This is a genomic window from Paraburkholderia sp. GAS333, from assembly GCF_050435665.1.
Classification (GTDB): domain Bacteria; phylum Pseudomonadota; class Gammaproteobacteria; order Burkholderiales; family Burkholderiaceae; genus Paraburkholderia; species Paraburkholderia fungorum_A.
Map to the genome: position 1 here is coordinate 173509 of NZ_JBNDKS010000004.1, position 25093 is coordinate 198601.

At 56.0% G+C, this 25093-nt stretch carries 17 protein-coding genes; 9 read left to right on the plus strand and 8 right to left on the minus strand.

The window, feature by feature from the left end; translation table 11 throughout:
• Positions 1-665: 665 nt before the first annotated feature.
• The 4 genes from ABH945_RS22825 to ABH945_RS22840 all read right to left on the minus strand — a co-directional run bounded on the left by ABH945_RS22825 (position 666) and on the right by ABH945_RS22840 (position 5113).
• Entirely contained in the window at positions 666-1034 is a 369-nt protein-coding gene (locus ABH945_RS22825) for a hypothetical protein (RefSeq protein WP_143026351.1), read from the minus strand.
• Positions 1035-1479: 445 nt separating this feature from the next.
• Entirely contained in the window at positions 1480-2466 is a 987-nt protein-coding gene (locus ABH945_RS22830; protein ID WP_074769042.1) for a hypothetical protein, read from the minus strand.
• Between the two features lie 6 nt (positions 2467-2472).
• Complete coding sequence (locus ABH945_RS22835) at positions 2473-2601, minus strand: hypothetical protein (RefSeq protein WP_290439532.1); 129 nt, start codon at positions 2599-2601, stop codon at positions 2473-2475.
• A gap of 739 nt (positions 2602-3340) precedes the next feature.
• Positions 3341-5113, minus strand: coding sequence for a hypothetical protein (locus ABH945_RS22840; RefSeq protein WP_429252037.1), 1773 nt, complete (start codon positions 5111-5113; stop codon positions 3341-3343).
• Between the two features lie 22 nt (positions 5114-5135).
• Here ABH945_RS22840 and ABH945_RS22845 point away from each other — a divergent pair, with 22 nt between their 5' ends.
• From ABH945_RS22845 to ABH945_RS22885, 9 genes are all read left to right on the plus strand, one after another.
• A complete protein-coding gene (locus ABH945_RS22845) occupies positions 5136-6980 on the plus strand; it encodes an HNH endonuclease (RefSeq protein ID WP_429252038.1) in 1845 nt (614 codons plus the stop codon).
• A gap of 18 nt (positions 6981-6998) precedes the next feature.
• The gene (locus ABH945_RS22850) at positions 6999-8213 is read left to right on the plus strand and encodes a nucleotidyltransferase domain-containing protein (RefSeq protein ID WP_074769036.1); all 1215 of its coding nucleotides are present in this window, start codon (positions 6999-7001) and stop codon (positions 8211-8213) included.
• On the plus strand, positions 8210-9934 hold the full coding sequence (locus ABH945_RS22855; RefSeq protein WP_074769034.1) for a ThiF family adenylyltransferase: 1725 nt from the start codon (positions 8210-8212) through the stop codon (positions 9932-9934). The genes ABH945_RS22850 and ABH945_RS22855 overlap by 4 nt, the downstream gene beginning before the upstream one ends.
• On the plus strand, positions 9928-10452 hold the full coding sequence (locus tag ABH945_RS22860; RefSeq protein ID WP_083380051.1) for a Mov34/MPN/PAD-1 family protein: 525 nt from the start codon (positions 9928-9930) through the stop codon (positions 10450-10452). The genes ABH945_RS22855 and ABH945_RS22860 overlap by 7 nt, the downstream gene beginning before the upstream one ends.
• Positions 10453-10632: 180 nt before the next feature.
• Positions 10633-11463 carry a hypothetical protein gene (locus ABH945_RS22865; RefSeq protein ID WP_143026348.1) on the plus strand — a complete coding sequence of 277 codons (831 nt, stop codon included), beginning with the start codon at positions 10633-10635 and terminating at the stop codon, positions 11461-11463.
• Positions 11464-11766: 303 nt separating this feature from the next.
• Complete coding sequence (locus ABH945_RS22870) at positions 11767-13131, plus strand: hypothetical protein (protein ID WP_074769030.1); 1365 nt, start codon at positions 11767-11769, stop codon at positions 13129-13131.
• Between the two features lie 605 nt (positions 13132-13736).
• A complete protein-coding gene (locus ABH945_RS22875) occupies positions 13737-15014 on the plus strand; it encodes an ABC-three component system protein (RefSeq protein WP_074769028.1) in 1278 nt (425 codons plus the stop codon).
• A 7-nt stretch (positions 15015-15021) separates the two neighbouring features.
• Complete coding sequence (locus ABH945_RS22880; RefSeq protein WP_074769026.1) at positions 15022-15495, plus strand: three component ABC system middle component; 474 nt, start codon at positions 15022-15024, stop codon at positions 15493-15495.
• 1 nt (position 15496) lies between these two features.
• The gene (locus ABH945_RS22885; protein WP_429252039.1) at positions 15497-17500 is read left to right on the plus strand and encodes a DUF3732 domain-containing protein; all 2004 of its coding nucleotides are present in this window, start codon (positions 15497-15499) and stop codon (positions 17498-17500) included.
• Between the two features lie 961 nt (positions 17501-18461).
• Here the strand turns inward: ABH945_RS22885 and ABH945_RS22890 are convergent.
• The 4 genes from ABH945_RS22890 to imuA are packed head-to-tail and all read right to left on the minus strand — an operon-like array spanning position 18462 to position 24731.
• The gene (locus ABH945_RS22890) at positions 18462-19424 is read right to left on the minus strand and encodes an SOS response-associated peptidase family protein (RefSeq protein WP_074769020.1); all 963 of its coding nucleotides are present in this window, start codon (positions 19422-19424) and stop codon (positions 18462-18464) included.
• A 44-nt stretch (positions 19425-19468) separates the two neighbouring features.
• Positions 19469-22618: an error-prone DNA polymerase gene (locus ABH945_RS22895; protein ID WP_429252040.1), complete on the minus strand. Its 3150-nt coding sequence runs from the start codon at positions 22616-22618 to the stop codon at positions 19469-19471.
• Positions 22619-22624: 6 nt separating this feature from the next.
• Positions 22625-24094 (minus strand): Y-family DNA polymerase, encoded by a 1470-nt coding sequence (locus ABH945_RS22900; RefSeq protein WP_171910293.1) that lies wholly within the window; start codon positions 24092-24094, stop codon positions 22625-22627.
• Complete coding sequence (gene imuA, locus ABH945_RS22905; RefSeq protein ID WP_074769016.1) at positions 24024-24731, minus strand: translesion DNA synthesis-associated protein ImuA; 708 nt, start codon at positions 24729-24731, stop codon at positions 24024-24026. Before imuA ends, ABH945_RS22900 begins: the two co-directional genes overlap by 71 nt.
• Between the last annotated feature and the right edge of the window lie 362 nt (positions 24732-25093).

A 25093-nucleotide genomic window follows, 5' to 3' on the forward strand; every position in this document is an offset into this window, starting at 1 on the left:
CTCCTCAGCTACCGTTGTCATTACGAACTCACTCAGCACTGTCTTTCTCGCTGTATTTGGCATCTGAATAACCGTTAATCCAATTTAATAGAAATATAGGATAAACAAGAGTTTAAAAATGTCCACTAAAACTGACTTGCACATGCGAATTTATGCGAGTTGATTTGTTGTAACACAATAAATAAGCGGGGTGAGAGTGTTCTATTTTTGTAACACAATAAATCCCGGTGAATAGAGTTAGAGCATTGAATTTAAAGAGATAGTTTATTTAGTTTAATGTTGAGACTGTGGTGAGTTAAGTTCTCGACCGATGTGCGAACTTTGCGTTTTGCGTTCCGGTCTCCCTGCTGGTATCCGGCTTGATATCACTTCGCTATAGTGCGAACTCTCGAGAAAAAATCGGCGCATCAAGGTACTCGGTTTCACGCTACCTAGCGCATGTGTGACTTCTCATTCTCTTGTTTAAGCGCGGTCACAAGGAGTCGTTCTTGAGAGCAGTGCAAAGCAGGGGGAGTTTGAGAACAGGTTATCTACCGAGCTTTTGCTATAGCGTCAGACCTTTCTGCATCCGCTAGCCATTGAGCGAACCAGTAGTGCAGTGTCACTAATGGCAAGCATTGTTTTCGGCATCGCGCGGACTGGCGACAACTGCCCAATTTTCTCGGTTACTTTTGAGGACCGGTGATGGGCGTTGTGGGATGTAACCGCTGTTGTTCGCGTTCGATGAAAAATCCGTTGAGGTACAAATGGGTCGTGTCGGTTGTGAGAACCTCTGGATTTCGTATCCACATGTTCGGCGCCAACGGCATTCTCAGCAGATTTGGATAATCGTTGGTGTAATCGAATTCTTCACGCTTGCTGGTCGGCGCTCTACGGATGAACTCGAGAATGACCGAGCGCGCGCCCCTCGCTAAGCCTTCGAACGTTAGGCGTGGAGTGCCGTCGATGTGCATTACTTCCGTGAGGAAACGGGGAGGCGCGAGCAATCGAGGAACGGACTTTAACGTATGGATATATCTCGAGCGAGTTTTCATACACGCTCTTCAGCGCAATGGCCAAGTCACGTTTCCTAGGATGGCAAATAGATTTTGCGCATCATCACGAAAGAATTTGTCACCGACATGCGCAAGAGAGAATTCCTGAAACCTTCATCGCTACGTGTACGCCGCTAAGGATGGCTTCCCCTGCAGCACTTGAGACATCCGTGGTGGCGTTTTTTAACGCATCGTTAATTGGCTTGCTTTTCCGCTGGTCAACGTCTACACACCCCCGGGGGAGTGTCGAGGAATTTTTGCACGAGCGATTCAATCGCAGCTACGAATACTAGAAACGAACCTCCCCAGAACATCGAGCGAGAACGTCGTGCGTTGAACATCGGGCAGCGGCGAAATCGGATTGCCGGATTCTATGAGTTGATTCAATGGCATTCCGACCTCTCTTCATTCGAAGGCGTTACGTTCAAGCAGAAAATGGCTCTTGCTAGCAGTGTTTTGCCAAAGTCGAAACGCGCATCGAGAGATGCGAGACCGTGTTGGTGCTGTGCCATGTCGACACACTGTGTTCGGGCCAATTTCCACCTGAATTCAAAAATCCAAGTGCGTCGAACGTCCCAAGGAACTGGTCATAGCGCTTAATTGCAGCATCTTCGGGGATTACACAACCAAAGGTCATGACATGAAGACGCGATAAGTGGGCAGCGGGAATGTCCGCAATCGCATTCTGGATGACAAGCGCGCCTTTGCTATGGCCGAGCAGAGTCGTCACGTTGTCGGTGGCTTCAAGAATCGCGTGCAGGACGTCGGAGGAACCACTGCCATGGCGAAAGACCGGTACCTGTGTACCGGGTGCCTCGGCATGACCTGGAGTGGTTGCGAGAAGATTGCGTCCGACCGACGCAGCACCCGGCGCTATCTGCGCAAGCACGTTTTGCACGGGCTGCTTTATCCAGTAGCTGTACATCTCGAATCCAAACCACCCGCCGAGCGCTTGCTGGATGACATCAGCGAGTCCGTAACCGGGAACGATAGCTGCAACCGGTTTTTCCAGCGCAGTGGAAGCGTTCCATGCAAGCGCGGCCGAGCCAAGTGCAGAGCTGCCAACACCGCTCACTGAGATTGCGTCGATTAGGCTGACACCTCCAGTGCTCGCTTCGAGGAAGGTTTCAACATCGCTGAAACGCCGGATATGAGGGCTGTTAGCCGCGTCAATGACAAGAATGGAACCTTCGGGGTTCATCAGAGCGCTGAGGTCTGTCAGCGGTTGCACCGGTGCGCCAGTTGCGCCGTCGGTCCACTCAATTTCAACGCCGTCCTTTTCCAAGACCCGTTTGAACATCGGTACGTCATAGAACGCAAAATCGAGCATCGAGTTTACAAATCGCAGTCCCGCGAGCATCGGTGCGACCTGTGCTCGCTGCACCTCGAAGCTGGCCAGAGACGGCGCGAAGTAATCCAGCATGGTTGGCATGATGGTTCAGTCTCCAGACAGGCTCGCCACGAACGCCGTGCGGCGGTGCTCAAGCGCGGATGAGATAGCAGCGACCAACGAGAAATAAGCGTGCTGGTCGAGTGAATTAAAGACGACGGCTGATTTTTCTTCCATGCCTCGTGCTTCTTCATATGTGGGCCGCCGCACATATTGGCGATGTAAAAGAGCACTTGCTCCGACCCTTCGGCACATTGGAAGCGACAAGTGGAAGTTGAGACGTAGGGCGTTTCTGAAGGGGCGGTAACCGCAACCGTTCTTCGAGGAACATTAAAAAAAAAGCCCGCAGGGTGGGTGGGCTAAATCCATATCGGGGAGATATGGAGGAGACGTTTATTAACCGTAGGTCGAACCGAACAACGACGCAACGTGGCCGGGACAATGAGAACGTTTCGTCGGTAGTGACTATTGCGTATATGCAAGCGGTCAAGATTCGCGTTTTTCGGAGCGGCACCACCGTGTCCGAACTTCGAACAATGACGTGGTTTGCATAATCGCGTTACGGTCCGTAGGGGTAGCGTTGGGCGCGTCCCAAAGAATGCTCGGACCGGTTGCCGATGAGCGAATTCAAAGTTTGCGCCGGAGTATCCACGAGACGCATCCGCTGACCGCTGCCGAAGGCCTTGGAGGGGTATTAGGATGAGGCAGTGTACTTCTTAACGTGGTGTCCAAAAAAGGTGCCGCACCCGCATACCCCTATGAGAAGAGTTCATGAGTTCGCCGAGCAGAATGTCCGATTTGACGGTTTTCATCGAGATGAGACTCAGCTGAGTACACACTCGACCGCTCATAGCCGCCGTTCAGTTGTGGAGGGATGGGTCGCGCGTGCTCGCCCTCTGGCGACGAGCACGAACGATTACAGTTCGACTCCCCCCTTCTTCAAAGCAAGGAGAGCCGCTGACCGAAATGGGGTAGTAGTCTCTGACTTGGACTGACTGTGCTTGAAGGCTTCGATGAGGTCTGGATGTGTCGATTCGAGTTCGACTACATGGCCAGCAAGTTGGCGAATCATCGACAGGGTTTTCTGCAGCCAATCATCGAAGTCAGTTGCCGGAGCCAGCACTGCCGATAGGCCGCGGTAGCTATCCGCTTCTTCGCTTATTGTCTTCTTACCGACCTTGCTCCGTTTAAGCCGCCGCTCGATTTCGAGGACGTAAACAGTCCTCCTTTCTTTGGTCTTGGGAACCGAAGCAACTATGCGCAGCACGAGGACACCCCGCGGTGTCTCGGTCTTGGCATTGCGCGTTACCCAGTTGCGTATTTCTGGTTTGACCTGGTCATGCTCCTTAAACTCGCGCAGCGCGATAAGCTCTGGGGTCTCGTCGTCGACGAAACCCCGGGTAGCGTGAAGCCACTTGAGGCTGTGTATGTGCTTGGAGTGCTGAGTCTTTAAAACCTGGAGCGCGCGCCACATTTCAAGCAGCGTCCCGTCAGCCACCACGATACGATACGCGACTGGAGCATCCGTCGCATCTTGACCATTGATGTTGATGCCCGGCGCATCTACGCCTCCGGGTGGGACGATAACGCTCGGCTTAGATTCAAAGATGTTCGTAATGTCAGGCTCTGGCCCAAATGGGAAGTGGACACCCCGTGTTTCTCGGCTTTCGACATGCAGGTTGCCGTAGCTATGCTCGACGCCAGGAACGTGAACTTTTAAGTTCGCTTCCGGTGACAATGCGTAGCTCCTGCTGCCCTCACGCGCATGCTCGTCGGTCTGGTCGTCCGACCTTCGAACGACCTCGTTTTTTCTGGTTTTGTAGCAAACGATGCCTTTACATTTCGGATGACCACGTAGCTCGATGCGAAGCGCCAGAAAAGTTTGTCCGGGCCGCACCCAGACTCCTTGGGCTGCGACCGGCAGCTTGCCCTCAAACCAAGGCTGCACGCGAGGGAAAATGAGGTCTTCATTTTTCCCCTCCATCAGACATTGCTCGGAAATATCCTGCGTTACCTGCCGTCCTAGTTCAGTGTGAAGTACGTGTGCAAGGAAGTTTCGGTCGCCGTCTTGCGCGCGCTCCGTGAGCCGGATAATGAACTTGTCCTCCGCATTCACCTCAGGCGTCAGGCTCGTTAGAAACTGCTTCATCGCGTCGCTCCACGGCATGCTGCACAACGCACGCGGGATAGCCTCCGAGATTCCGTAACAGCGAAGCAGGAACTCCAGGCACGGGACGAGGAGAGTGCGATTCCCTGGTAGCCCAAATTCGAGCATCCAGCTTCGCTCTTTATCTTCGCTCTGGCGCGACGCTCGGTACTGGCCGTTGAATGGAGCCGGACGCCCTGCCTGCACTTCCGTTATCGGTGATATCAGCCGCCATTCGCCACGTGTGAAATTGACCTCCGTGGGACCCAGCTCCTGATACTGCACTTCTCCGACGTAGCGCCGCTTCTGCCAGACCGTGCCGACGCGCAGCGCGCGAAGGTGGCTGAATGACACTTCCTCGTGGAACGGTGGCGTGTCCGGCTCATCCAGATTCTGAAAAGATACGAAAACCTTCCGCGTAGTCCCGCCGCGCAGGGTTGGCAACATGCCGCCATAGCCGCGAACTGCAATCGGGAACTCCCTATCTGGAATACCTTCAATCAGTTCAGAGCGCCCCGAGTTTTTTGTCCATTCAAAACGCATCAATACATCCTCGAGTAACGATGTGGAAGCTTTTTTGACGAATAGCAAACGTTTGCTAAACGAGTTTTTAGAAAATTTTTTAAGACGGAGATTTACTCCGCCTCTGCGCCTTCAGTCCGATTTCTTAAACAGAATGTTCACAGATTGCGCATTTTGTAAAATTACTATATCTTGTGTTTTATTGCACTATATTTTGAATATGACACAACCTGTTGCGTCTATGGGCGACCTTGAAAACACCGTTTCTGAAGCGGATTCGAATGCCGAGATAATCCGCGGTATTTCGGACGGCGAGTTAGCTTTGGCGCTCCGCGGAATCCTCCGGAGAGGGAATCCGGTTGTCTTGATTGCAGACAAGCAGCGGGTAGCCGTTGCGTCGCAGCGTGAGCAGAACGCTGAATGGCGATTCGAGGCAAGCGGAGATTTCGGAGACCAGTCCCGTGCAGTAGTTGAGGGGGCCATGAAGAACTTCAAATGGCTCGAAGTTGATTCATTGGAAACTGGACTCGATGCCGCTGCGAGCGCAACTGTCTATCGGAAAGGGGACGTGTCGCGGTGGACGGAGCGCCGCGACATATTGACGGGCTTCAAGAGGCCGAAGGCGCAGGACCGGGGCAGGACAGGGGAGATTTCGGCGGATACGCGCAAGCGCGTCGGGGCGGAGGCCGGCTGGCATTGTCAGTTTGAGGGGTGCGGTGAGAATCTCTGGCTGGACGCAAACACGGATACGCTAGGCAACTTCAGCTACTTCGCGCACATCATCGCATCGTCGGTGGACGGGCCGCGTGGTCATGCAAAGTTGTCGGGGCGGTTATTCGACACGGCCGAGAACGTGATGCTTCTGTGCGACAAGTGTCATCGCCTCATCGACCGTGTATCTCCCGACGAGTATTCCGTCGATACGTTGAATGGGATGCGCGCAGCCAACGTCGAACAGGTTGCCAGCCTGTTTCGCAGTCTTCGCTTTCCCTCGTCGGACATGATTGTGGTCGGCGGAAACATCCTCAATCAGTCGGTGGTCTTTGACCAGCGTCGGGCCGAGGAAGCGATGCGCGCTGCAAAGCTGCGGCCGGCAGGCGGGAAGCCATTCTGGTTTGCCTACAACGGCAACGAGATGGGAGATGGCTCGTCGCCGCATTTTTGGGAGACGCAGTTTGACCAGTGGGCGCGCATGGACATCCCGGCGTTACGAGCACGTCTTACAGGTGCTACATATGGCGGTGCGCAGGCGGAAGTAGTTTCGGTATTCCCGCTCCATCTGATGTCGGTGCTGGTGTTGGCAGGACATCTTATTGGCGAGGCGCGTTCCGTTCAGGTTTTCCAATTCGAAAGGAACTCCGTGGGGGACAACACGCAAGGTGACCAATGGGCGTGGCCGAAGGATGCGAAAAGGCCGGACCCGAGCAAGTATTCCGTCGTAGTACATCGGGAGCCGACAAACGGTGAAACCGAAGCTCTGCTGCTGGTCAGCCTCACAGACCGGGTCCCCCGCGGGGAACTACCAGCAGAGTTCTACGAAGACGGGGCATGGAAGATGCCGGTGGTAGAGGTTGTCGTGCCAACACCTTCGCGGAGTGTTATCGGGCATCCATACGACCTTGAACTGGTTGGCAAGGCGTTCGATGACGCATTGCAGAGCTTGCAGGAGAAGTGGCGCGTTAGCCGTATTCATTGCGTTCCGATAGCCCCGACAGCGGCCTGTATAAGGCTGGGGCAGAAGCTGCAGAGTCGGCATCAAAGCCGCATTGCTTTCTACGAAAGAGCGCGGACGACGGACGGAACCCGGGGGCAGTTCAAGCCGACCATTGAGATTGCGTCTTCTTATGTGAAGAACGTTGCGACAGACCGCGAAGTGCCTCTAACCTGAAGCGGAGTGAGACCAGAAATGACCAACAACCGTACGCTAGCCAAAGCCTTCATGGAGAAGGCAACCTTCGACCAGGAAGCTCGACAGTGGGAAGAATTGATGGCGGGACTTCTCTCGAAGCTGGAGCTAAGCAAAGAGGAGCGCGACCGCGCTAGGGCGCACTACCAGACGCTCGCCAGGCAAGTGGCACGAAAGCTGGAGGTTGATGAGACTGACGTCCATATTGTCGTCCAGGGTTCAATGCGTACGCAGACAACCGTAGCGCCACGCGGCAGGCAGAAATTTGACCTCGATATCGTCGTGAAGCTGGGAGGTGACCACTTCTCCGGTGTGGACTCTGACGAATTCTTCAACGCCTTCGGCGATTCGCTGCGCGGGCTCAACGACGCCGCCGGCGAGCCGAAGCCGAAGGCGCGCTGCTGGCGCCTGCAATATGCAAACGAGCCGTTCTATTTCGACGTCACGCCCGCGTTGCCTGGTAGTTATGAGATTACCGGCACGGACCTTCGTGTTCGCGACCCGAAGACGCACTGGACTCCGTCAAACCCGGAAGACTTTGCAGACTGGTTCTGTGAAGCTGCGAAGCAGAAATTTGGGTTCCAGTCGGTGCGTTTGACGAAAGCCGAGGCACGCCATCAAATCGACGACTTGCCTTCCGAGAAGGTTGCAATCGACGACATTCTTCGCCGCACTGTGCAGCTCATAAAGCTTCACCGTGACCTGCAGTACTACGGAAAATCCGACGAAGTCAAAGAAGGGCAGCCGATTTCGGTAATTCTGGTGACTCTGGCAACGCACGCGTACAACGCCGCAATTGTGAATCGCCACATGTATTCGAACGCTATCGAGGTGTTGCTCGATGTGGTAGAGGGCATGCCCGATTTTATTGCTTTTCATAGCGGTCGATATAGCGTTTGCAACCCCGGTCATGTCGGCGAGAACTTCGCAGAGCGCTGGAATGAAGATGAGGGGAAGCGAGCGCGTGCGTTCTATGGCTGGCACGAGCAGCTCAAGTCCGACCTCAAAGCGCTGTTTGCCGACTCATATTCGCGTAGCGGCGAGGCACAGATTCGAAAAGTCTTCGGAGAGGATGGTGTGCAGGCATGGAAGGCTAGTTTCGCTCCCGCGCCGTCCGGCCTTCTGAATTCGCTGATTAGGTCTGGTCCGGGTGGCGAGCGGCGTGACCCTGTCGTCCCCGTCCCGTCGGGCAGCAAAAAGAACACCCTTGCATGAGTCATGAAGTGCAGGCGGCGCAGTTTCAGAAGCAGATTGAAGCAGTTGTTCATTGGCTTGATGGCGCCGGTTCAGAATTCCTGACGCGCGTCGGAGCACGCTCCGGCTCGAGTCACATCTGGGAGTTCGACCTCCAGCACCCCGTGCTGCGGGGATACACGCGTGTGAAGCTTGTCTTGCCGCGTGGTTTCCCAGCGTTGCCTCCCCGCATTATGGTTAACAGGGCCCTTTGCCTCCTCCTTCCGCACGTGGAGGGACCGGGGCTGGTCTGCCTCGGCAACCGTACGGCAAACGCCTACGATGAGCCAGTGCAGGCTGTTCGCGACGTGCTCGGAGCTTTCCAAATATTCCTGGACAAATGTCGCGACATTGCATGGGTGACCGACGAATTCGAGCGTGAGGCGCTTGCCTACTGGAATCGCTTCTGCACGGGCGGCGGGGACACCTCAATGCGCCGACGTGTCAGTCGACTTTTCAATGCTTTTGGGCGTGCGCATATGGTCGCCGAGGGCCGCGTGGCATCCTACCTGAATGGTCGCATCGCATTGGCTTGCAGCTCCAACGTGGACCCGAACTTCCTCGCTCAACGGCATAAGCTCGCGCATAAAACCATGGAAATAGGGCGAGCGCTTTTCGTGCCGCTCCCCGCATCGATTTGCTGGACTCCGAGCAGCTGGCCGCGAACGTTTAGCGAACTCGCTCAGCTTGTGAAGGAGTCATCCGACGGAGCGTTCAATCTTGGTGAGTGGTGGGCTGCAAACCCGTCGCAGCCACCGGCTCGTTACGTTATCCTGACCGCGGAGAACGCTGCATACGCTTATCAGCTGATTGAGCCGGTGCTTCGCAGCTGTGACGGTCCGAAAATCGTCCCGCGCGAAGTGACCCGCATGGACCCCGACTGGGCTATCGTTCGCGACCAGCGGCTCGGCGGAATCGAGAAGCGCAGGAAGAAGCGGATTCTGCTCTTGGGTTGCGGCTCGTTGGGAGCGCCTCTGGCCATCTTCCTGGCAAAAGCTGGTCTTCAAAACCTGACACTCGTAGACAAGGAAGTTCTGATGCCGGAGAACGTTTCCCGGCATCCGCTTGGGATGCGTGCGGTGTTTCATGAGAAGGCCGCGGAGCTGGCCGCCCAGCTCAACGCAGACATCCCGGGAGCAGTTGTCAAAGGTCATGGCGCGGCAGCTGGTGACTGGATTCTTTCCGAGTGTCGCCCCGGGGCGTTTGACCTGGTGATTGATTGCACTGGTGAGGAAAGCGTTCGCACATTTCTCAGCCAGGTTCGCGAGAGCATTTTCCGCGGTACGCCGATTGTTCACGCCTGGATGGAACCCTTCTGCGCCGCCTCGCACACTGTGTTAGTCGACAGCGATACCGTGTGGCCTAAGGACGACCCTGTCCTACAGATTCACGTCGCAGAATGGCACGAAGATACGGAAATCGTTCTTCCTGCATGCAATTCCGGTTTCCACGAGTATGGGCCAGCGGACGCGTCGCAAGCTGCTGCGACTACCTGCGAATGCATATTGCGCGTCTTGGATGATGAAAGAGGACTGCGGTCAATGGTGTGGTCGACCGTGCGTTCATCGGCCTTCTTCGAGTCACTAGGTGTGCGTGTTGTGCCTGGACCCTTGGTTCCGCAGTCGGACGACAGCTTTCATTCGGTGCGGTTGACGCGTGAACTTGCCGATGTGCTTAGCGGCCGGGGTAGGGAATCATGCTGAGCTTCGCCATTCCAGGGGCGCAGTGGCAGCTGGTTTTCAGTGATGATGTAATCAACACTTTGAGCGCTCATGTCCAGCGGGGGCGGCTCACCAACGAAAGCGTTGGCCAGTTGTATTCGGCGTCACTGCTGTCTCAGGAGATAACACTGCAGATTGCAACAGTCTTGCGACCGAAGACGGCGGGACGTACCCGGGTTGTGTTGGATAAAACCTTCGTCGACGCGGAACGCAGGAAAATGTTTGAGGCACGACTGCATTGTGTGGGCCTGTGGCACACGCATCCCGAGCCACATCCTCATCCGTCGTCGGACGACCTTGCCCTGGCTGAGGAAGCGGCGCAAGTGGCTGGGAAGGCGGAACTGGCGGGCTTCGTTTTTGTAATAGTCGGCACGGCGCCGTTTCCGGCAGGTCTATACGTTGGAGTTCATGACGGTAAGCGGATGCACCGCGCGACATCCGTAGAGCTTGCTGGCGGGGGAGCGATGGTTTCAGATAAACCGACGTCAGTTGCGAAATAATGGCACTCGTCCTCCGCCAAGGCGCCCGTGCCTGCACGAATGCTGTTCGGCATGCTACGCCCGCGCGGAGTAGCGACGTGTGTGTCGACGAATAGTAGAATCCTCACGCTAAAACAAAATATCGCGCGGGTTGCTCCCTGTCGAGGGCAGCGAGATTCTGCGCGCATGGGGCTCATCAAAATGAACAAGAAGCTCGCTGGTTTGTCAGTAACGGTCGCGTTGCTTGAAGCATGCAGTACCGTAGGACCTGGATTCGCCAACCATCCTGCCGATTGTGCAATTGGTATCGCATGGGCGGACTGTCTTCCGGGAACGCGAGGGTACGCTAACGGCGGGGGCAGCCTCCATCGGAAAGAGGCAGCGGATGCCGCGAAGGCTCAGCACGATGCAATAGCAGCTCAGTTCGACGCTGCACACCAACAGTGCGACGCTGACATGGCCGCGCATGAACTTGACCCGTTGCGCGAGAAGATTCAGTTCATCCGCAAGCTCGACTCACCGCCGCCGTTTCAGTACGCATCACTCGATTCATTCCCGTCCTCCGCTGAGCGCCCGCTCATCTCCAAGTGGGCCACGCTGCGTGACGCCTGCATGGAGCGCGAACGAGCGGTAAATCCGATACCCGCAAACGCCTCACCGCTCGCAGAAACGGTCATCCGAAAGGAAATGGCATTTGGTTCGGAGGCGGAGGCGAAGGTCAGTGAGCTGGTGGTCAGCCTTTACCAGCAGAAGCTGACATATGGTGAGTTTGCCCAGCGCCGCTATGCCGTTGGGAAGGCGGCCGTTGACGCTTCCGAAAAATATCGGGAGGCCCGGATGTTACAAGACCAAGACCATCAGTTGCAGGCTCAGCAGCTTGCGAGTCAGCAGTTTGCAAACAGCATGAACGCGTGGGCAAACTACATGCAAGCGGTCAATGCCCGCCAACCTCAGACGGTCCGTTTGACCAGTCTGGGCGTTCACTGTACCTCAACCAGCTTAGGTAGCACAGTCAGCACAAACTGCAACTGACCGCGGGAAGTTTGCTTTCAGTTACCTCCGAATTTGCCGATGCCTGGCGACGTCAACTGTTGCGCGTGAGAAATGTGGTCAGGGTGCTGACGGAGTTCGGTGTGAACATGAATTCCATTTCTGTGGCGGAAACGACCGGGTTGAACCTTACTTGGCATCGTCTTGACCTGCGGCCTGTTTCTGTCGATGGGCGATAAAATATGAGGGCACGCCATCCCTTACATCAAGACCTAGGCCTTTATGCTTGAGCGATTCGCTAACGAAACTTTTAGAAACTCATCTCCTTCATGGGCAAATGCATGCGTGGGAAATAACGGCTCGCCAGGAATTGTCGACTATGCTGAAGGGTTCGCGAATGCCGCGAACGTTTTGCTGGAACAGGTCCTTGAGAACAGGGGTTTGAAGCATTCAACGGATACGTTTGTGTATCCTATCTGCTTTAACATGCGGCATGCTATAGAGCTTTATTTAAAAGCAGCAATTGGAGTGTTTCCATCTCTTGTCCATCATGACATCCGTTTGACCGATATAGACGTCGAGACTTCACATAATATTGGTCGACTGTGGAATTACTTCAAGGAGCATGCAGCAAAAATTGACCGTCGGTATTTGGACCTAATAGCGCAGTTGGATAGGGGTATTGCAGATTTCGCTGAGGTAGACGCAACAGGACAAGTCTTCCGTTATCCGTTTGATAGGGACAACCAAAAGCATCTGACACAGCTAGCGATTATCAACCTTGGAGTTTTGTGGAAGAAGTTCAAGTTGCTTGTTGAGAAGTTGAAGGACCTGAACCGTTTGGGAGCGAGACTGGTAGATGAATATCGCTACAAAACCTACACAGCAAATCTGTCGCGATTCGACCTTATCTGCGTGGCATACAGTTTGCCGCCCCGGGCAGACTGGCCAACGTCCGTTTTTACTGATGCGAAAAATGACATTTGCTCGCGGTTCGGGCTGAGCGGGCAGGAGTTTTCTAAAGCGGTGAAAATCATCGAGCGAAACTTGGAAATGGCTGCGCTCATTGATGCACCGAAACCGTTTCTGCACCTAACTGTTACGCATCTACAGTTGTTTTTTGATTCTTGGCGCGACTATCACGACCTTGACAAATTGAGGAGGCAGTTCAAGGGAGTTCCCAACGATGTCGATGCCTTAATCAAAGAAGCAGAGAGTTACGAAGCCTTTGACCTGAGAGATATATTGGACGACAAACGCGACGTTCGAATGACAGCTTGGCCGCGATTGTCGAACGAAGTGACTCCAGAAGCTTTCGGCGAGCTAAGCGCGATGTTCTATTTCTCACGGGATAGACTGCATTACAGCGAGGCCTTCGAGCGAGAGCGAGACTACTCGATTCGGGATTTCCTGGCGAAGCGGTCATCAGGCGAGGACGAGTTCAGACATTCGGTCTTTCATCTCATCGAAAAGACCTCCGCCTTAGAGCACGTAGCAAACACCCTGCGTTTTTTTGGAAAACTGGACGCTGTAGCAGACTTGCTAGAGCGATGCGAACTGACCGACTACACCGCGCAGATTCTGGAGGAAAGCTCCATTTGGATGCAGTCACGATACATGGAAGCAACGGAGGCCATGGGAGAAGTGTTGAAGCACCCGTCGTGCGAGCAGCTCGCGCTAAAACGGCCGGGCGACGGTGCCGGCCGCTGACTACAACTAGCGGGAAACCCTCGTGTCCGGCTTTTACGTCCTGAATATTGCGCGGCCTGCGAAACGCAAACGGAACGAAATGCGGTCGTCCGATTCGGCAATCCAATCTGCGGCGGCTGCCCCGCTGTCTCGGCATAGCTGCGCGCGCCATCATGGCTGGGTTGATGGTAGGCGCCGGAGCGGTAGTGTTGAGCCATGTTTCCCCGTCGCTCAATACTGTGTGTCTGAGGGTAGCGGCGCCGTGGTAAGGCTTGTATGTCTTTTGCATAGTTTCGATATGGCTTCAAAGACTCCCGTGGGTCCACGTTGCAAAGGCAACTAACCATTCATTCTTCGATGGATTTGAGGTGTGATTGCATGCACAATCTTACGATGGCAAGTTCTAGTTAGGGCATTCCTCGAGGATAAGGGTCTTCGTCTACCTCGATTGCTTTGATGCGTAACTGACGTAGCTTGTAGTTGGAGTGCTGCCAATGGAAATGACCGGGGGTTGATGGTTTGGCGGGTTCGTCACGCCTCATGGGTTTGCGCTGTATCAGCAGGTTCAGAAAGAAAAGACCACCTCGGCGTCATCGGAGAAATGATGCCATTGTGAAAAAGCTGCCATGTCTACCAAAGAAAAAATTGAGAAGAAGCCGCGTGTGAAGCGGAGTTCTTCTGTTCCGGGTCAAGCATATGGGATTTTGGTCCAGGAAGTTCGAGTCCTATGGCATCTCATGCGTGCGAGGACCGGTGATGTAGTCGCATTCGAGCATCTTGGTGACGTTTCTACCCGGACCACAGATGGTCGAGTGGTCTCCGAAGAGGATAAGAGTGGACTCGCTCACAATCCAATTGCGGATAGAGCTGTATCGCTTTGGAAAACTTTGGCCAACTGGATTGATGCGCGGCGTGACGGTTCCTTGCCGGTCGCTTCGGTCTATGTTTTGTACGTGGCACAACCCTACGATGGCCCGATTGCGGATGAATTGCACAACTGCACTAAAACCGACGACGCCATTGAACTCGTTGGGAGGCTTCGTAAACGCTTCGCCGAGGACCTCGAGACCGAAGAGGTAAAAAGGGCGGGCAAGGGCGCCGCGAATAGGGTCCGGAGTGGCCCGTCGGGCGACGAATCAGAGCTTGACGATGAGAGCCCTGCGGCGCTTGTTAAGCAGCTTCGTAGAGTGTTCGCCAACAACGACGAAGTTATTGCCTCCATCGTTACGTATTTCTCTATTGAGAAAGGAAGTGCGTCCCCAGTGAAAGAGGTGCGTGCAGAAATTTCTGCGCATGTTCGCATTGAGCACGTCGACGAAGTAACGGAATCGCTTCTCGGCTGGACGAAAACCCAGGTGATGGCGCAGATTGAAGCGCGCCGGGTTGTCGGCATCCCCTTCGACGACTTCAGGGAGTATCGCCTCGTTGTTTACGAGCGAGTCATGGGCAAGCTGACGGAGTTTCCAGAACACACGCTCACACCCCAGCGAAGCGAAATCGAGGAGCATCTCGAAGGCTCGAATTTTGTCCGGCAGCTGAATGTTCTTGAGCTGGAGGATGAAATGATTGAAACCTATATCAAAGACTATATGCGAGCTTCGTCGGCGCGGACGTCGTGGGCGGCACTTGGATATCTGAACCCGCGTAGTATCGGTCCCTTCGTTGAAGAGCTGCAAGACCATTGGAAACAGTGCTCACTGGAGGTTAAGACGCTCCATACGGAGAAAACACCAATCCAGCGAGGTGTGAAGCTTCTCCTTCTCTGCATGACGAAAGAGGCGCGAATTCAGACGGTGAACGTTCCAACATATTTTTCTCGGGGGAGCTTCCACGAGATTGCGAACGACCTGAAAATTGGGTGGCATCCTGATTGGAAGGCGCTCGTATCGGCAGCCGCGATTTAGGTCTTATATGCTCAACAAAGAGATGTGGGAAGTCCAAAATCCTGGACTCGGTGCCGCGCTGATATGGCAGTTCGGACGGGCGTTCGCGTCGCAATCGGAGGATGCAGTGCCTCTTCCATATGCGTTCTTCGTAATTCCACTTTTGTACAACAAGTCGACTCTTGAAGTCGTTGTCAGGACCAACAAGGGTCTGCGCAAGATTGATGAAAAGCTGAACAATGATGAATCCATCTCGACGACGGCACAAATGAACGTCTTGAGCATGCGTAATCTGTCGAGTGAAAGTCTAGGCATCGCTCTGCGGGCCGGCCTGCTATCCGTCCAGACCGAAGAGGCTACATTTCGTTGCCGTGTAAAAGAGCCTCCGGTGTTGGAAGGGAAGATGCCCAAAGAACTAATGAAGGCAGCTGAGAAGTTGGGACGCTGGGCCGCAGGGGTTTCGTTGCGGGAATTCTGCTTCGTTTTTCGTCTGGAGCTGTAGATTGAAGCTGCAAATTATTGAACTCATCTTGTGGCCGAGGAAGGCAGGCATTTCTCCTCAGGTAGTGCCGTTCGAGCGAGACAAAGCGAACGTCATCACTGGCGCATCGAAGACCGGAAAGTCATCCATTATTCCAATCATTGACTACTGTCTCGGGTCAGAGCGGTGTGCAATCCCGGTTGGTGTCATCCGTAAAGCAGTGGCGTGGTTTGGAATCGTAGTTGATACGGACGAGGGGCTAATGCTGCTTGCGCGGCCTGAACCAGGAAGGCAGCCAACCTCGACTGATATGTACGTCAAGGATGTGCAGGAAGGCAAGACTCCGCTAGATGTGCCCATCGCGAATACCAACGTCGACCGCGTTAAGCTGACGATGGACCGGTTGGCAAGGCTGACGCGCCTCGGTACAGACGCCCAAAACACAACGAGTGGCTACGCGGGGCGCCCCAGCTTTCGAGACCTGATGGCGTTCTGCTTCCAGCCGCAGAACTTGGTCGCGAATCCCGACGTCCTCTTCTACCGCGCGGACACAACGGAGCACCGAGAGAAACTGCGGGCGATATTTCCGTATGTTCTAGGCGTAACGACGCCTGAAATCCTCGAGAAGCAGTGGGAGTACGAAAGCCTTCGCAGAGCGGCGCGCGTTCTCGAAAAGGAGCTGACTGCTTACGAGCGCGCATCCGCAACGTGGCGAGCGAACCTTGGGAACTGGGTGGCCGAGGCTTATGAGCTCGGCTTTTTACCGGCAGACTCACTGAAGGATGCTGAGGAACTTGCCATATTGGAAGCTCTCTCAGGGTTGACCACAGCCAACTTGCCCCAGCCGACACTGCATGCTGAAGTCATCGCAAAGGTGGTCGATGAGTACGGGCAATTGGCAAAACAAGAGGCGACCCTGAATGCTGAAATAGCAGAAGTTCGGCATCGCATGAGCCGACTTTCTGACCTTCGGTCTTCGGTCAATCAGTTCGAACTATCGCTCAACACCCGGCAGGAACGCCTTGGACTGTCGAGGTGGCTACGCGCTCATACTGAAGAGACAGTCGACGTAGCATGTCCCGTGTGCAGTCAGTCCCTTGATGGCCATGCTGAGAAAGTCGAGACACTTGTCGATGCGCTTGTAGTTGTAGAGTCTGAAGCGAGACGAGTTGCGCGTGCGCCATCGGTATATGACCGTGACTGGGTCGCGTTGGAAAAAAAACTGCGTGAGCTTGTCGATGAACTCGGCGCAGTAGCCGCAACCAGGAAAGGAATTGAAGCGCGGAATCAGCGCGCGAGGCAGCAAAACTTGCTGGTCACGCAGGCCGCACGTTTCATCGGCGCGCTGGAGCAAGCACTCGACGTGTATAAAGGCCGAGAGAGTAGCGCGTCAAAGGATGAACTGAACAAGATGTTGGCGCGTATTGAAAAGTTGAAAGGGGAGCTGTCGGGTCACTCCTACCATGCAAGGCTCGAGCGGGCTCAGAAGCGGCTGACGCGGTGGATGGGGCGGATTGCCGAGAATCTAGATGCCGAAGACAAAAATGCTGCTGTGCAGCTCGACATGAAAGAACTGACCGTCAAAGTTAGTAACGAAAATGGCGGCGCCGATTACCTTTGGCAGCTTGGAAGCGGTGCAAATTGGCTCACTTATCACGTTGCGGCACTTCTGGCGCTCCATCTTCTCTTCTCGCGAGAAAATCACTCACCTGTTCCAGGATTGCTCGTTTTTGACCAACCAAGTCAAGTATATTTCCCGCGGCGACTCACTGATGGCAGTATTGAAGAGAACTACAAGGTACCGGATGAAGATTCAGAAGCCGTGAAGCGATTCTTCAAAACCTTTGGTGCTGCCGCGTCGACCTACGAAGGCCACCTCCAGATTATTGTGCTCGACCATGCGGGGCATCAGTTCTGGGACGGACAGACAGGCATTCACTTCGTCCAGGAATGGCGAAATGGAGGCAAGCTGGTTCCGACGTTCTGGCTGGAAGACGAAGAAGGCGCCGGACATCGCGGCGAATAAAACTGGAGATGCTGCAGAAAGGGCAGACGAGCGACGGGAAAGGGGTATGCCATGATTGATTGAGTGGGTACCCAGGTAGCAATCGATGCAGCCCATTGCAAATAGGCTCGCTTTTTGACGAAATGAGTGAGCGCCTCTTCATTGAAATGGAATAACTTCGACCGCAAGCACCATTGGCGGAGACGACGTGATTCCCGGTCTACCTGGATTAGCCCTCAGTGACAAAAATATGGCAACCACATTAGAGGCTATTCAAGAGAAGTTGACGCAGCTGCGAGCAGAATCCGCAGAGTTGTCCGCTAGGAGGTCCGATGCAGTTTTAAACACCATCAGCCAATTGATGGGAAAGTACGGGCTTACTACGGCTGATATTGATTCATACAAAAAAGCCGAACTGGAGAGGCGGACGGGCCCACAGAGCGCCGACAAATCGGAGACATTGGACGTCAAGTTTCGTGACCCGGAAACCGGTGCGACATGGAATGGACGTGGCCGGCCGCCTGCATTGCTTCCGTCAGTTGAAGACCCCGCGGCTTACCTGTTTGCACTTGCAGATAGCCCTGTCGTGCGCCCCTCAACAGGTCAAGCCAAAGGAGCAACTAGGAAGGACACATCGTTACGCGTCGTCCAAGCAGTACGAGCAGCACAGAAGAAGGCCTCCGCAAAGTGATTCCGTAGCGATAATGTCAGACTCCTGCGTCGCTTGACGCTGGAGTCAATGACTGCGTTCACGAGCGACCACACGTACTGCACTCGCGGTTTCTGAAGAATCCGTACAAAGACGGTGTCGCATCGAAGGCAAACGTAGCATTCCTTTGCTCGCAAACCCGTCACGTTGTCGATAGCAACGCACGTCAAGTCCAGAAGTGGAGTGTCCGACGCGAACGTTCCGGTACGTTTGCCGCTTTATAAGCAGGGTGAGTCCGGCCTTCCATTTGTGTGTCGCATGGTCACGCATCGCTCATGCGGCCAATCGATGCTCATAATACGGTCGGTCCCTGTCATCAAGAATTGCGTACATGGCATCCAGATTCTTCGAGTCTGGATTGAGCCATGCATCAATGTTTTCGGGCTTGATAGGAATAATGCAACGGTCATGACCGGCGGCGGCAACCTCGACGGGTGGCTCGTCCGTGATAGCAGCGAATGAGAGCAGGTCTGGCTGACCGGATGCGCTCCATCGAGACCACAAGCAGGCGACGTGCATCAATTCGCCGTTGCTCGGCCGAAATTCCAGAACGACGTTCTCATTCCGGTCGTGAGTTTCAGACAGCGTACCTTCGAATTTGGCCTTGCTGACATTTTCGTAAAAGACGTCGACAAGCATGACACCGTGCGTGTATCCGAAGCATGGTTTCCAGAACCCTTCCAGATTGTCGCGCCGAGCGTTATACGTGCCCGGATATTTCACATCGTATGATGCCGGCTTGCCAGCAATACGACACTGATAGCGCATGGGTTTGACGACGCGCTGCCCATTCTCCAACACCATCACTGGGGCATAGTGACCGGGAAATATGCGCGAGTCTCTCGGCTTCAGCTCGGCACGCTGAATGTCGTCAAGCTTGCCAAGGGTCCACGCGATTTTATCGGTGGCTATTCGCTGACTCTCGGATGCCGCTTTAGTTACCTTGGTCTGCAACGTCCGCTCGGCGTCCGCTAGCCGCTTACGCTGCTTGAACAGGTCCTGTTCGAGCTTTGTAGTCTGGGCTCCGTTAAACCGGTCGATGGCCGCTTTGATGGCGCGTTCCTCATCGGTGTTCGGTTCTGCAAAAGCATCTTCCATTGCCTTCGGTACTTTGGCTTTGCTCGCGCCTTCGGCTCGCTCAAAAAAGAGGCGTGCGAACTCGTGGATGTCCATCAAAGCGCCGAACATGCGCACGAATTTTCGATAGTCCGCCACGACTTGAGCCGAGTAGCACATGAATGCCTCCGTTTCGTCATTTCATGATACCCATTTGCAAGGATTTAGCAGAAATTCCTGCTCGCAGTTACGAGTCCGCCGAGCAGGTGTGACATGTCGACCAGCCGCTGCGCCACGAGATGTCGCACTTCGCCCTGGCATTGCCACGTCCCGTACACAGCAAGTAAAGACGCGCCAAGTGCTTCCTTCCGCTGCTTCTCAAGCAGACTGGGCCAGACGATGACGTTGACGTTGCCCGTCTCGTCTTCGAGCGTCACAAACATCACACCTTTTGCGGTGCCAGGACGTTGCCGGACCGTCACGAGACCGCACCCTCGCGCCAGTCGCCCGTCGCGGTACGTGCGTAATGTCGATGCGGGCATCAGCCGGTTCTCGAGAAGTTGTGGCCGGAGCAACTCGAGCGGATGCCGTCCAAGAGTGAGTCCAGCTGAGCGGTAATCCGCGACGATATCGTTCGCCTCCGTCGGCGCACCGAGTTCGGGCGTCTCATCCTGGACCGCAGCAACGGCAAGCATATCCCGGTCCGGTACTGCTGCAACTGATTGCCACAAGGCCTGCCTTCGGTTGCCTGCAAGCGAGGTCAGCGCATTGGCGTCCGCCAACACGTGAAGGTCCTTCCGGTCGAGCTGAGCCCTGCGAGCCAGGTCGTTGACGCTTTCGAACGGGCGGACCGCCCGGGCATTCTCAATCCGCTCAGCAGCCCCGTCCTTCATGCCGCGAAGCAGCGACAGACCGAGGCGAACGGCTGGACGCGGTGCACCTGCGCGCGATTCAAGTGACGAATCCCATCCGCTTATGGTCACGTCCACCGGAAGCACTTTGACTTCATGTCGTTGAGCGTCCTGCACCAGCTGCGAAGGCGAATAGAATCCCATCGGCTGCGAGTTCAGCATCGCTGCGAGAAATGCCTCAGGTTCGTGACATTTCAGCCAGCTACTCGCGTACACGAGCAACGCGAAACTGGCCGCATGGCTTTCAGGGAACCCGTATTCGCCGAAGCCCTTTATCTGCTCGAAGATGCCCTCCGCGAACGCCAGGTCGTAACCGCGTTCCTGCATGCCGTTCACGATACGGTCGTAGTATTTTTCCAGCCCACCTTTGCGTTTCCATGCGGCCATCGCCCGTCGCAACTGGTCAGCCTCGCCGGCAGTGAATCCGGCGGCCAGGATAGCCACCTGCATGACCTGCTCCTGGAAAATCGGCACGCCAAGCGTCCGACCCAACGCGGTCTTAAGCGCGTCGCTCGGGTACGTGACCGGTTCGAATCCCTGCCTGCGCTGCAGATACGGATGAACGGCGCCACCCTGAATCGGACCCGGTCGCACAATGGCTACTTCGATGACGAGGTCGTAAAAGGCTCGCGGCTGCATGCGCGGCAACATCGACATCTGTGCGCGCGACTCAATCTGGAAGACGCCGACTGTATCGGCGGCAGAAATCATGTCGTAGGTCGCCGGGTCTTCAGGGGGGATATCCTGCATCTCGAAGCGCTCACCACGCTGCTCCGACACAATGTCCAGAGTGCGACGAATCGCAGACAGCATACCCAACGCGAGCACATCGATTTTCAGAAGTCCAAGCGCTTCGAGGTCGTCCTTGTCCCATTCGATGACGGAACGGTCGGCCATCGCAGCATTTTCAACTGGCACCAGCCGCGTAAGCTTGCCGCGACTGATGACGAAGCCTCCGGAATGCTGGGACAGATGCCGGGGAAAGCCGAGTAACTGCGACGCGAGTCTCGCCCATGCCTGGATGAGTGGCCTCTCCGGGTCCAACCCGGATTCTGCAAAGCGTGCGAGCAGGTCCTGACTCGTGTCGAACCAGTGATGGCTCTTCGCGACCACATCGACAATCTGCGGGTCGATGCCAAGCGCCTTTCCGGTTTCGCGCAATGCGCCTCGTGGCCGGTAAGTCGACACGGCAGCGGCAATCGCTGCGCGGTGGCGACCATATTTGCGATAGATGTACTGGATGACCTCCTCGCGTCGCTGGTGCTCGAAGTCCACGTCGATATCAGGTGGTTCACCGCGTTCCTTGCTGATGAACCGCTCGAACAGCATGTTGCCGCGCGCCGGGTCGACCTCTGTGATGCCGAGGCAATAGCAGACTGCAGAATTGGCGGCCGAACCGCGCCCCTGACACAGGATGTGCTCGCCACGGGCAAAGCGGACGATGTCGTAGACGGTCAGAAAGTACGGTTCGTACTCGAGCTCGGCGATAAGTCCCAACTCGTGTTCAATCTGTTCCTGGACAGTGTGAGGGATGCCCGATGGGAAACGTCGCTGCGCACCGATGTACGTTTCCTGGCGGAGATATCCCGCTGGCGTGAAACCTGACGGCACCAGTTCGTCCGGATATTCGTAGCGCAGCTCATCGAGCGAAAAGGTGCAGCGACTCGCGATGTCCACCGTCGCCGCGAGCGCGTCGGCAGAATACAGATTGGCGAGACGTAATCGTGAGCGCAAATGCTGCTCGGCATTTGGTGCGAGGTCATAACCACACTCGTGCACTGGTTTGCGGACCCGGATTGCGGTCATGGTGTCCTGCAGTGGCTTGCGCGAGCGCACGTGCATGACTACGTGCCCGAGCGCGACGACGGGCACATCCAGATTGCGCGCAACAAACTCGACCGAGCCTCGGTGGATGTCGTCCATGGCTCGCTGGTGTAGCACCAGACCTACCCATGCGCGGCCGGTAAAGGCGTCATCCAGCCACTCAAGCTGTGCGGCGAGGACGTCCTCCTTCGCCGGGAAATCGGGTACGAGGATAGCGAGACAATCCGGCATCCCGCACAGGTGCCGATAGTCCTTTTCGGGTCGCGACAGGTCTTGCGGTGTCAAGCGATATTCGCCTTTTGGTGCGCGCGTGCGGGCGAGCGTGACCAGTTCGGACAGGTTGCCGTAGCCCTCACGATTCTTTGCAAGCAAAATCAGTCCGAACGCTGGCGAACCATCGGCATTGACCAGACGGAAGTACGAGCCGACGATAAACGGCAGTCCAACCTTTTTCGCTGCGACATGCGCCCGGACAACCCCCGCGAGCGAGCATTCGTCGGTCACCGCGAGCGCCGAATAGCCCAGCTGTGCGGCGCGTTCAGACAGCTCCTCGGCATGGGATGCGCCATGCAGGAAGCTGAAATTCGAGAGGCAGAAAAGCTCGGCATACGCCGGCAGGACATTGAATGTAGTATCCATGACGCATCAGCCGAACAGTCCGTGCAGGAACCAGCGCTGCTCTTCCTCGGCGTCGCGACTGCTGACGCGCTCGCGGTATATCCAGTAGCAGCTCTGGTCGTCCGCCTGCGCAACGAAATAGTCGCGCGTCACCAGTTCACCGTCAAACCAGCCGGCTTCGATACGCTCACCAGGCGAGACCATCCGCAACGGAGAACCATAGAAAGGGCGATGCTGACGCATCAACAACCTCACCGGGTTGTCCAGCATCCATGTCGGCCGTGGAAGCCCCAGCGGAAGTGCGTCCTGCTTTGACTTTTGAGCTACTGGAATCCAGCGGTTCGCAATCTCGGGCCGATGGTCGGCACTCGGTGCGGACCGAAGAACATTCTCTTCGCCAAGCCGCGCGACGAGCAACTCAAGAAGCCGTGCGTGGTCTTCCTTGGAGCCACCGGGCTCAGGGAAGAGGGTGTCTGAAGCAGGCGCCGCGGACTCCACCCGGGATGCGTCGAGCCGCAATGCGATGACGGGTGCAGTAAGCTCAACGCGGTGGAGCCGCTCTTTGAGCAACCTGACAAGATGCTCCTCTTTCCACGTAGGCTCGCCCAATGCGATGTCGATAGCCGTCGGCGCGATGGCGTCGCGGCCACGCTCATGTTCGAGGAGGAGCTTGATGCCGGTGACCGCCAGTTGCTTGGCGCACAGCCAACCACACAGTTGCACGATGAGCCGATGTGCTGCAAACACGGCACCGTCCGCATGCTCGAGGCGGTCTGGCAACTCGATGCGCACGGAAAAATTGGGTGGCAATTCGAGCCATTCGAACAGTTCGGGCGCGATTCCGAACGCGCGGTCCAGCGAGTCGAGCAGATGTTCACCACATCGTTTCTGCAAACCGGCACGAGGCAGGCGCCTTATGTCGGCGACAGTCTCGCAGCCGAGCCCTGAGAACCACTCGCCGAACGGCCGCACTTCGGGAACCGCCATCATTGGGAGGAAGGACAGGCGTTGCTCGAGCGATGCCAGTTTGAGCACGCGACGATTGCCAAACTTGGCAAGCAGCCATCCGCCCTGACCGGTGGGCGCGGCGCTAATGCGGGCAGTTAGCCCGAGTGTCCTGAGTACAGCCTTCGCTTCGCGACACAGCGCAAGCAGCCCGCCAAAGAGCCGCAAGCTGGCGCCGACTTCGACCACGACGGTCGCTTCAGCGAGCAAGGTAACCTCGGGCGAAAAGCGCATCAGTGCAACTCCGACTTCCCGTTGCGCTGCGTCCTCCTTGCCCGCGTCGCGTTCGTGCATCTCGGTTTCTGGCGATAGCGTCAACACACCGCCGCGCTTCATGCCGAGACGCACACCTGCAGCGCGAGCCGCGTTGTCGGCGATGACAACCTTGTCTTTCTCGAGCACGGCACTCCCATGTGGCGGCTCAGGTGACCACTTCGGTCGGAAGACCTCGAGCGGCAACTTCGGCAAGTGGACGGCGAGAAAGACGCGCATGTTGGGAAAGCAGAACAGGAGTTGGCTGAAGGGGAATCGACAGAGGCTCTGCGCGAGAGGGCCCTCGTCGTTTCACAATGTCGACGGTCAGACCGTCGGCTGATGGTCTCAAAGCAAGCCGCAATAGCGCGGGCGATGAATCCTGCGCGGCGGCCAGTGGTCTGACCATCACAAACAGGGTCTCGGATGATTGCGCCGCCAGATGCAGCCGGCGAAGCGATGAGGCTTGCGCGTACTGCGTCCAGAAAATGAGTGCGCCGCAGCTACCTGCGCGCAGAATCTGCTCGGCCGACCAGAGTGCATCGGCTGTCTTCTGCGCTTTGACCCGCAGGACCTGCTCGATGGGAAGTCCGATGTAGTTCAATCCGAGTCCGCTTGGCGTGTGGGGCGGCTGTACGAAAGCAACAGGCCGATTCGCAGTCGCGCTTAGCGCGGGACGCAAAAGTCTTAGCTCTCCCACGCCGGCTTGCTGGACCAGCAAATCGACAAGCGCGCCGACGGGCCAGCCTCCGCCGGGAAGCTCCGCGGATAGCGCTGGGTAGCCTGTTTCGACGACCCGGCCGCGGCCGCGCGCGAGCTGGGACGCCCGCCACAAGGACGGATGTATCTCTTCGGCGGTGGCGGCTGCGCTAGTCATATGGCATCAATGTACTGTATATTTATACAGTATCGTACACGCAAATCCACGATAGCGAACTGACACTTTTTAACCTTTGACCCAGCTATCGCTGAAGCCCCTGCTGGATATGGAGGGCAGTCAAAAGCGGCGGTTAATCGCCAACAGTGTCATGCGCACCCGTTCGTCGCGGGCGGAAATTCGGAGCCGGGCGAGAAGTTAGGCATTCGACCGGACGGAACATGTGACCTGCGTCATTTAAAGGAGCAAAACTAAGCTTGTCGATGCTTTGTACAAGGCACGCTCCGTTATATCGATGCACAACGGTATGACCGTCAGGTGCGACGGTGAAGAGTGGCCGCTCGACTTTGGTCAGGAGCTGA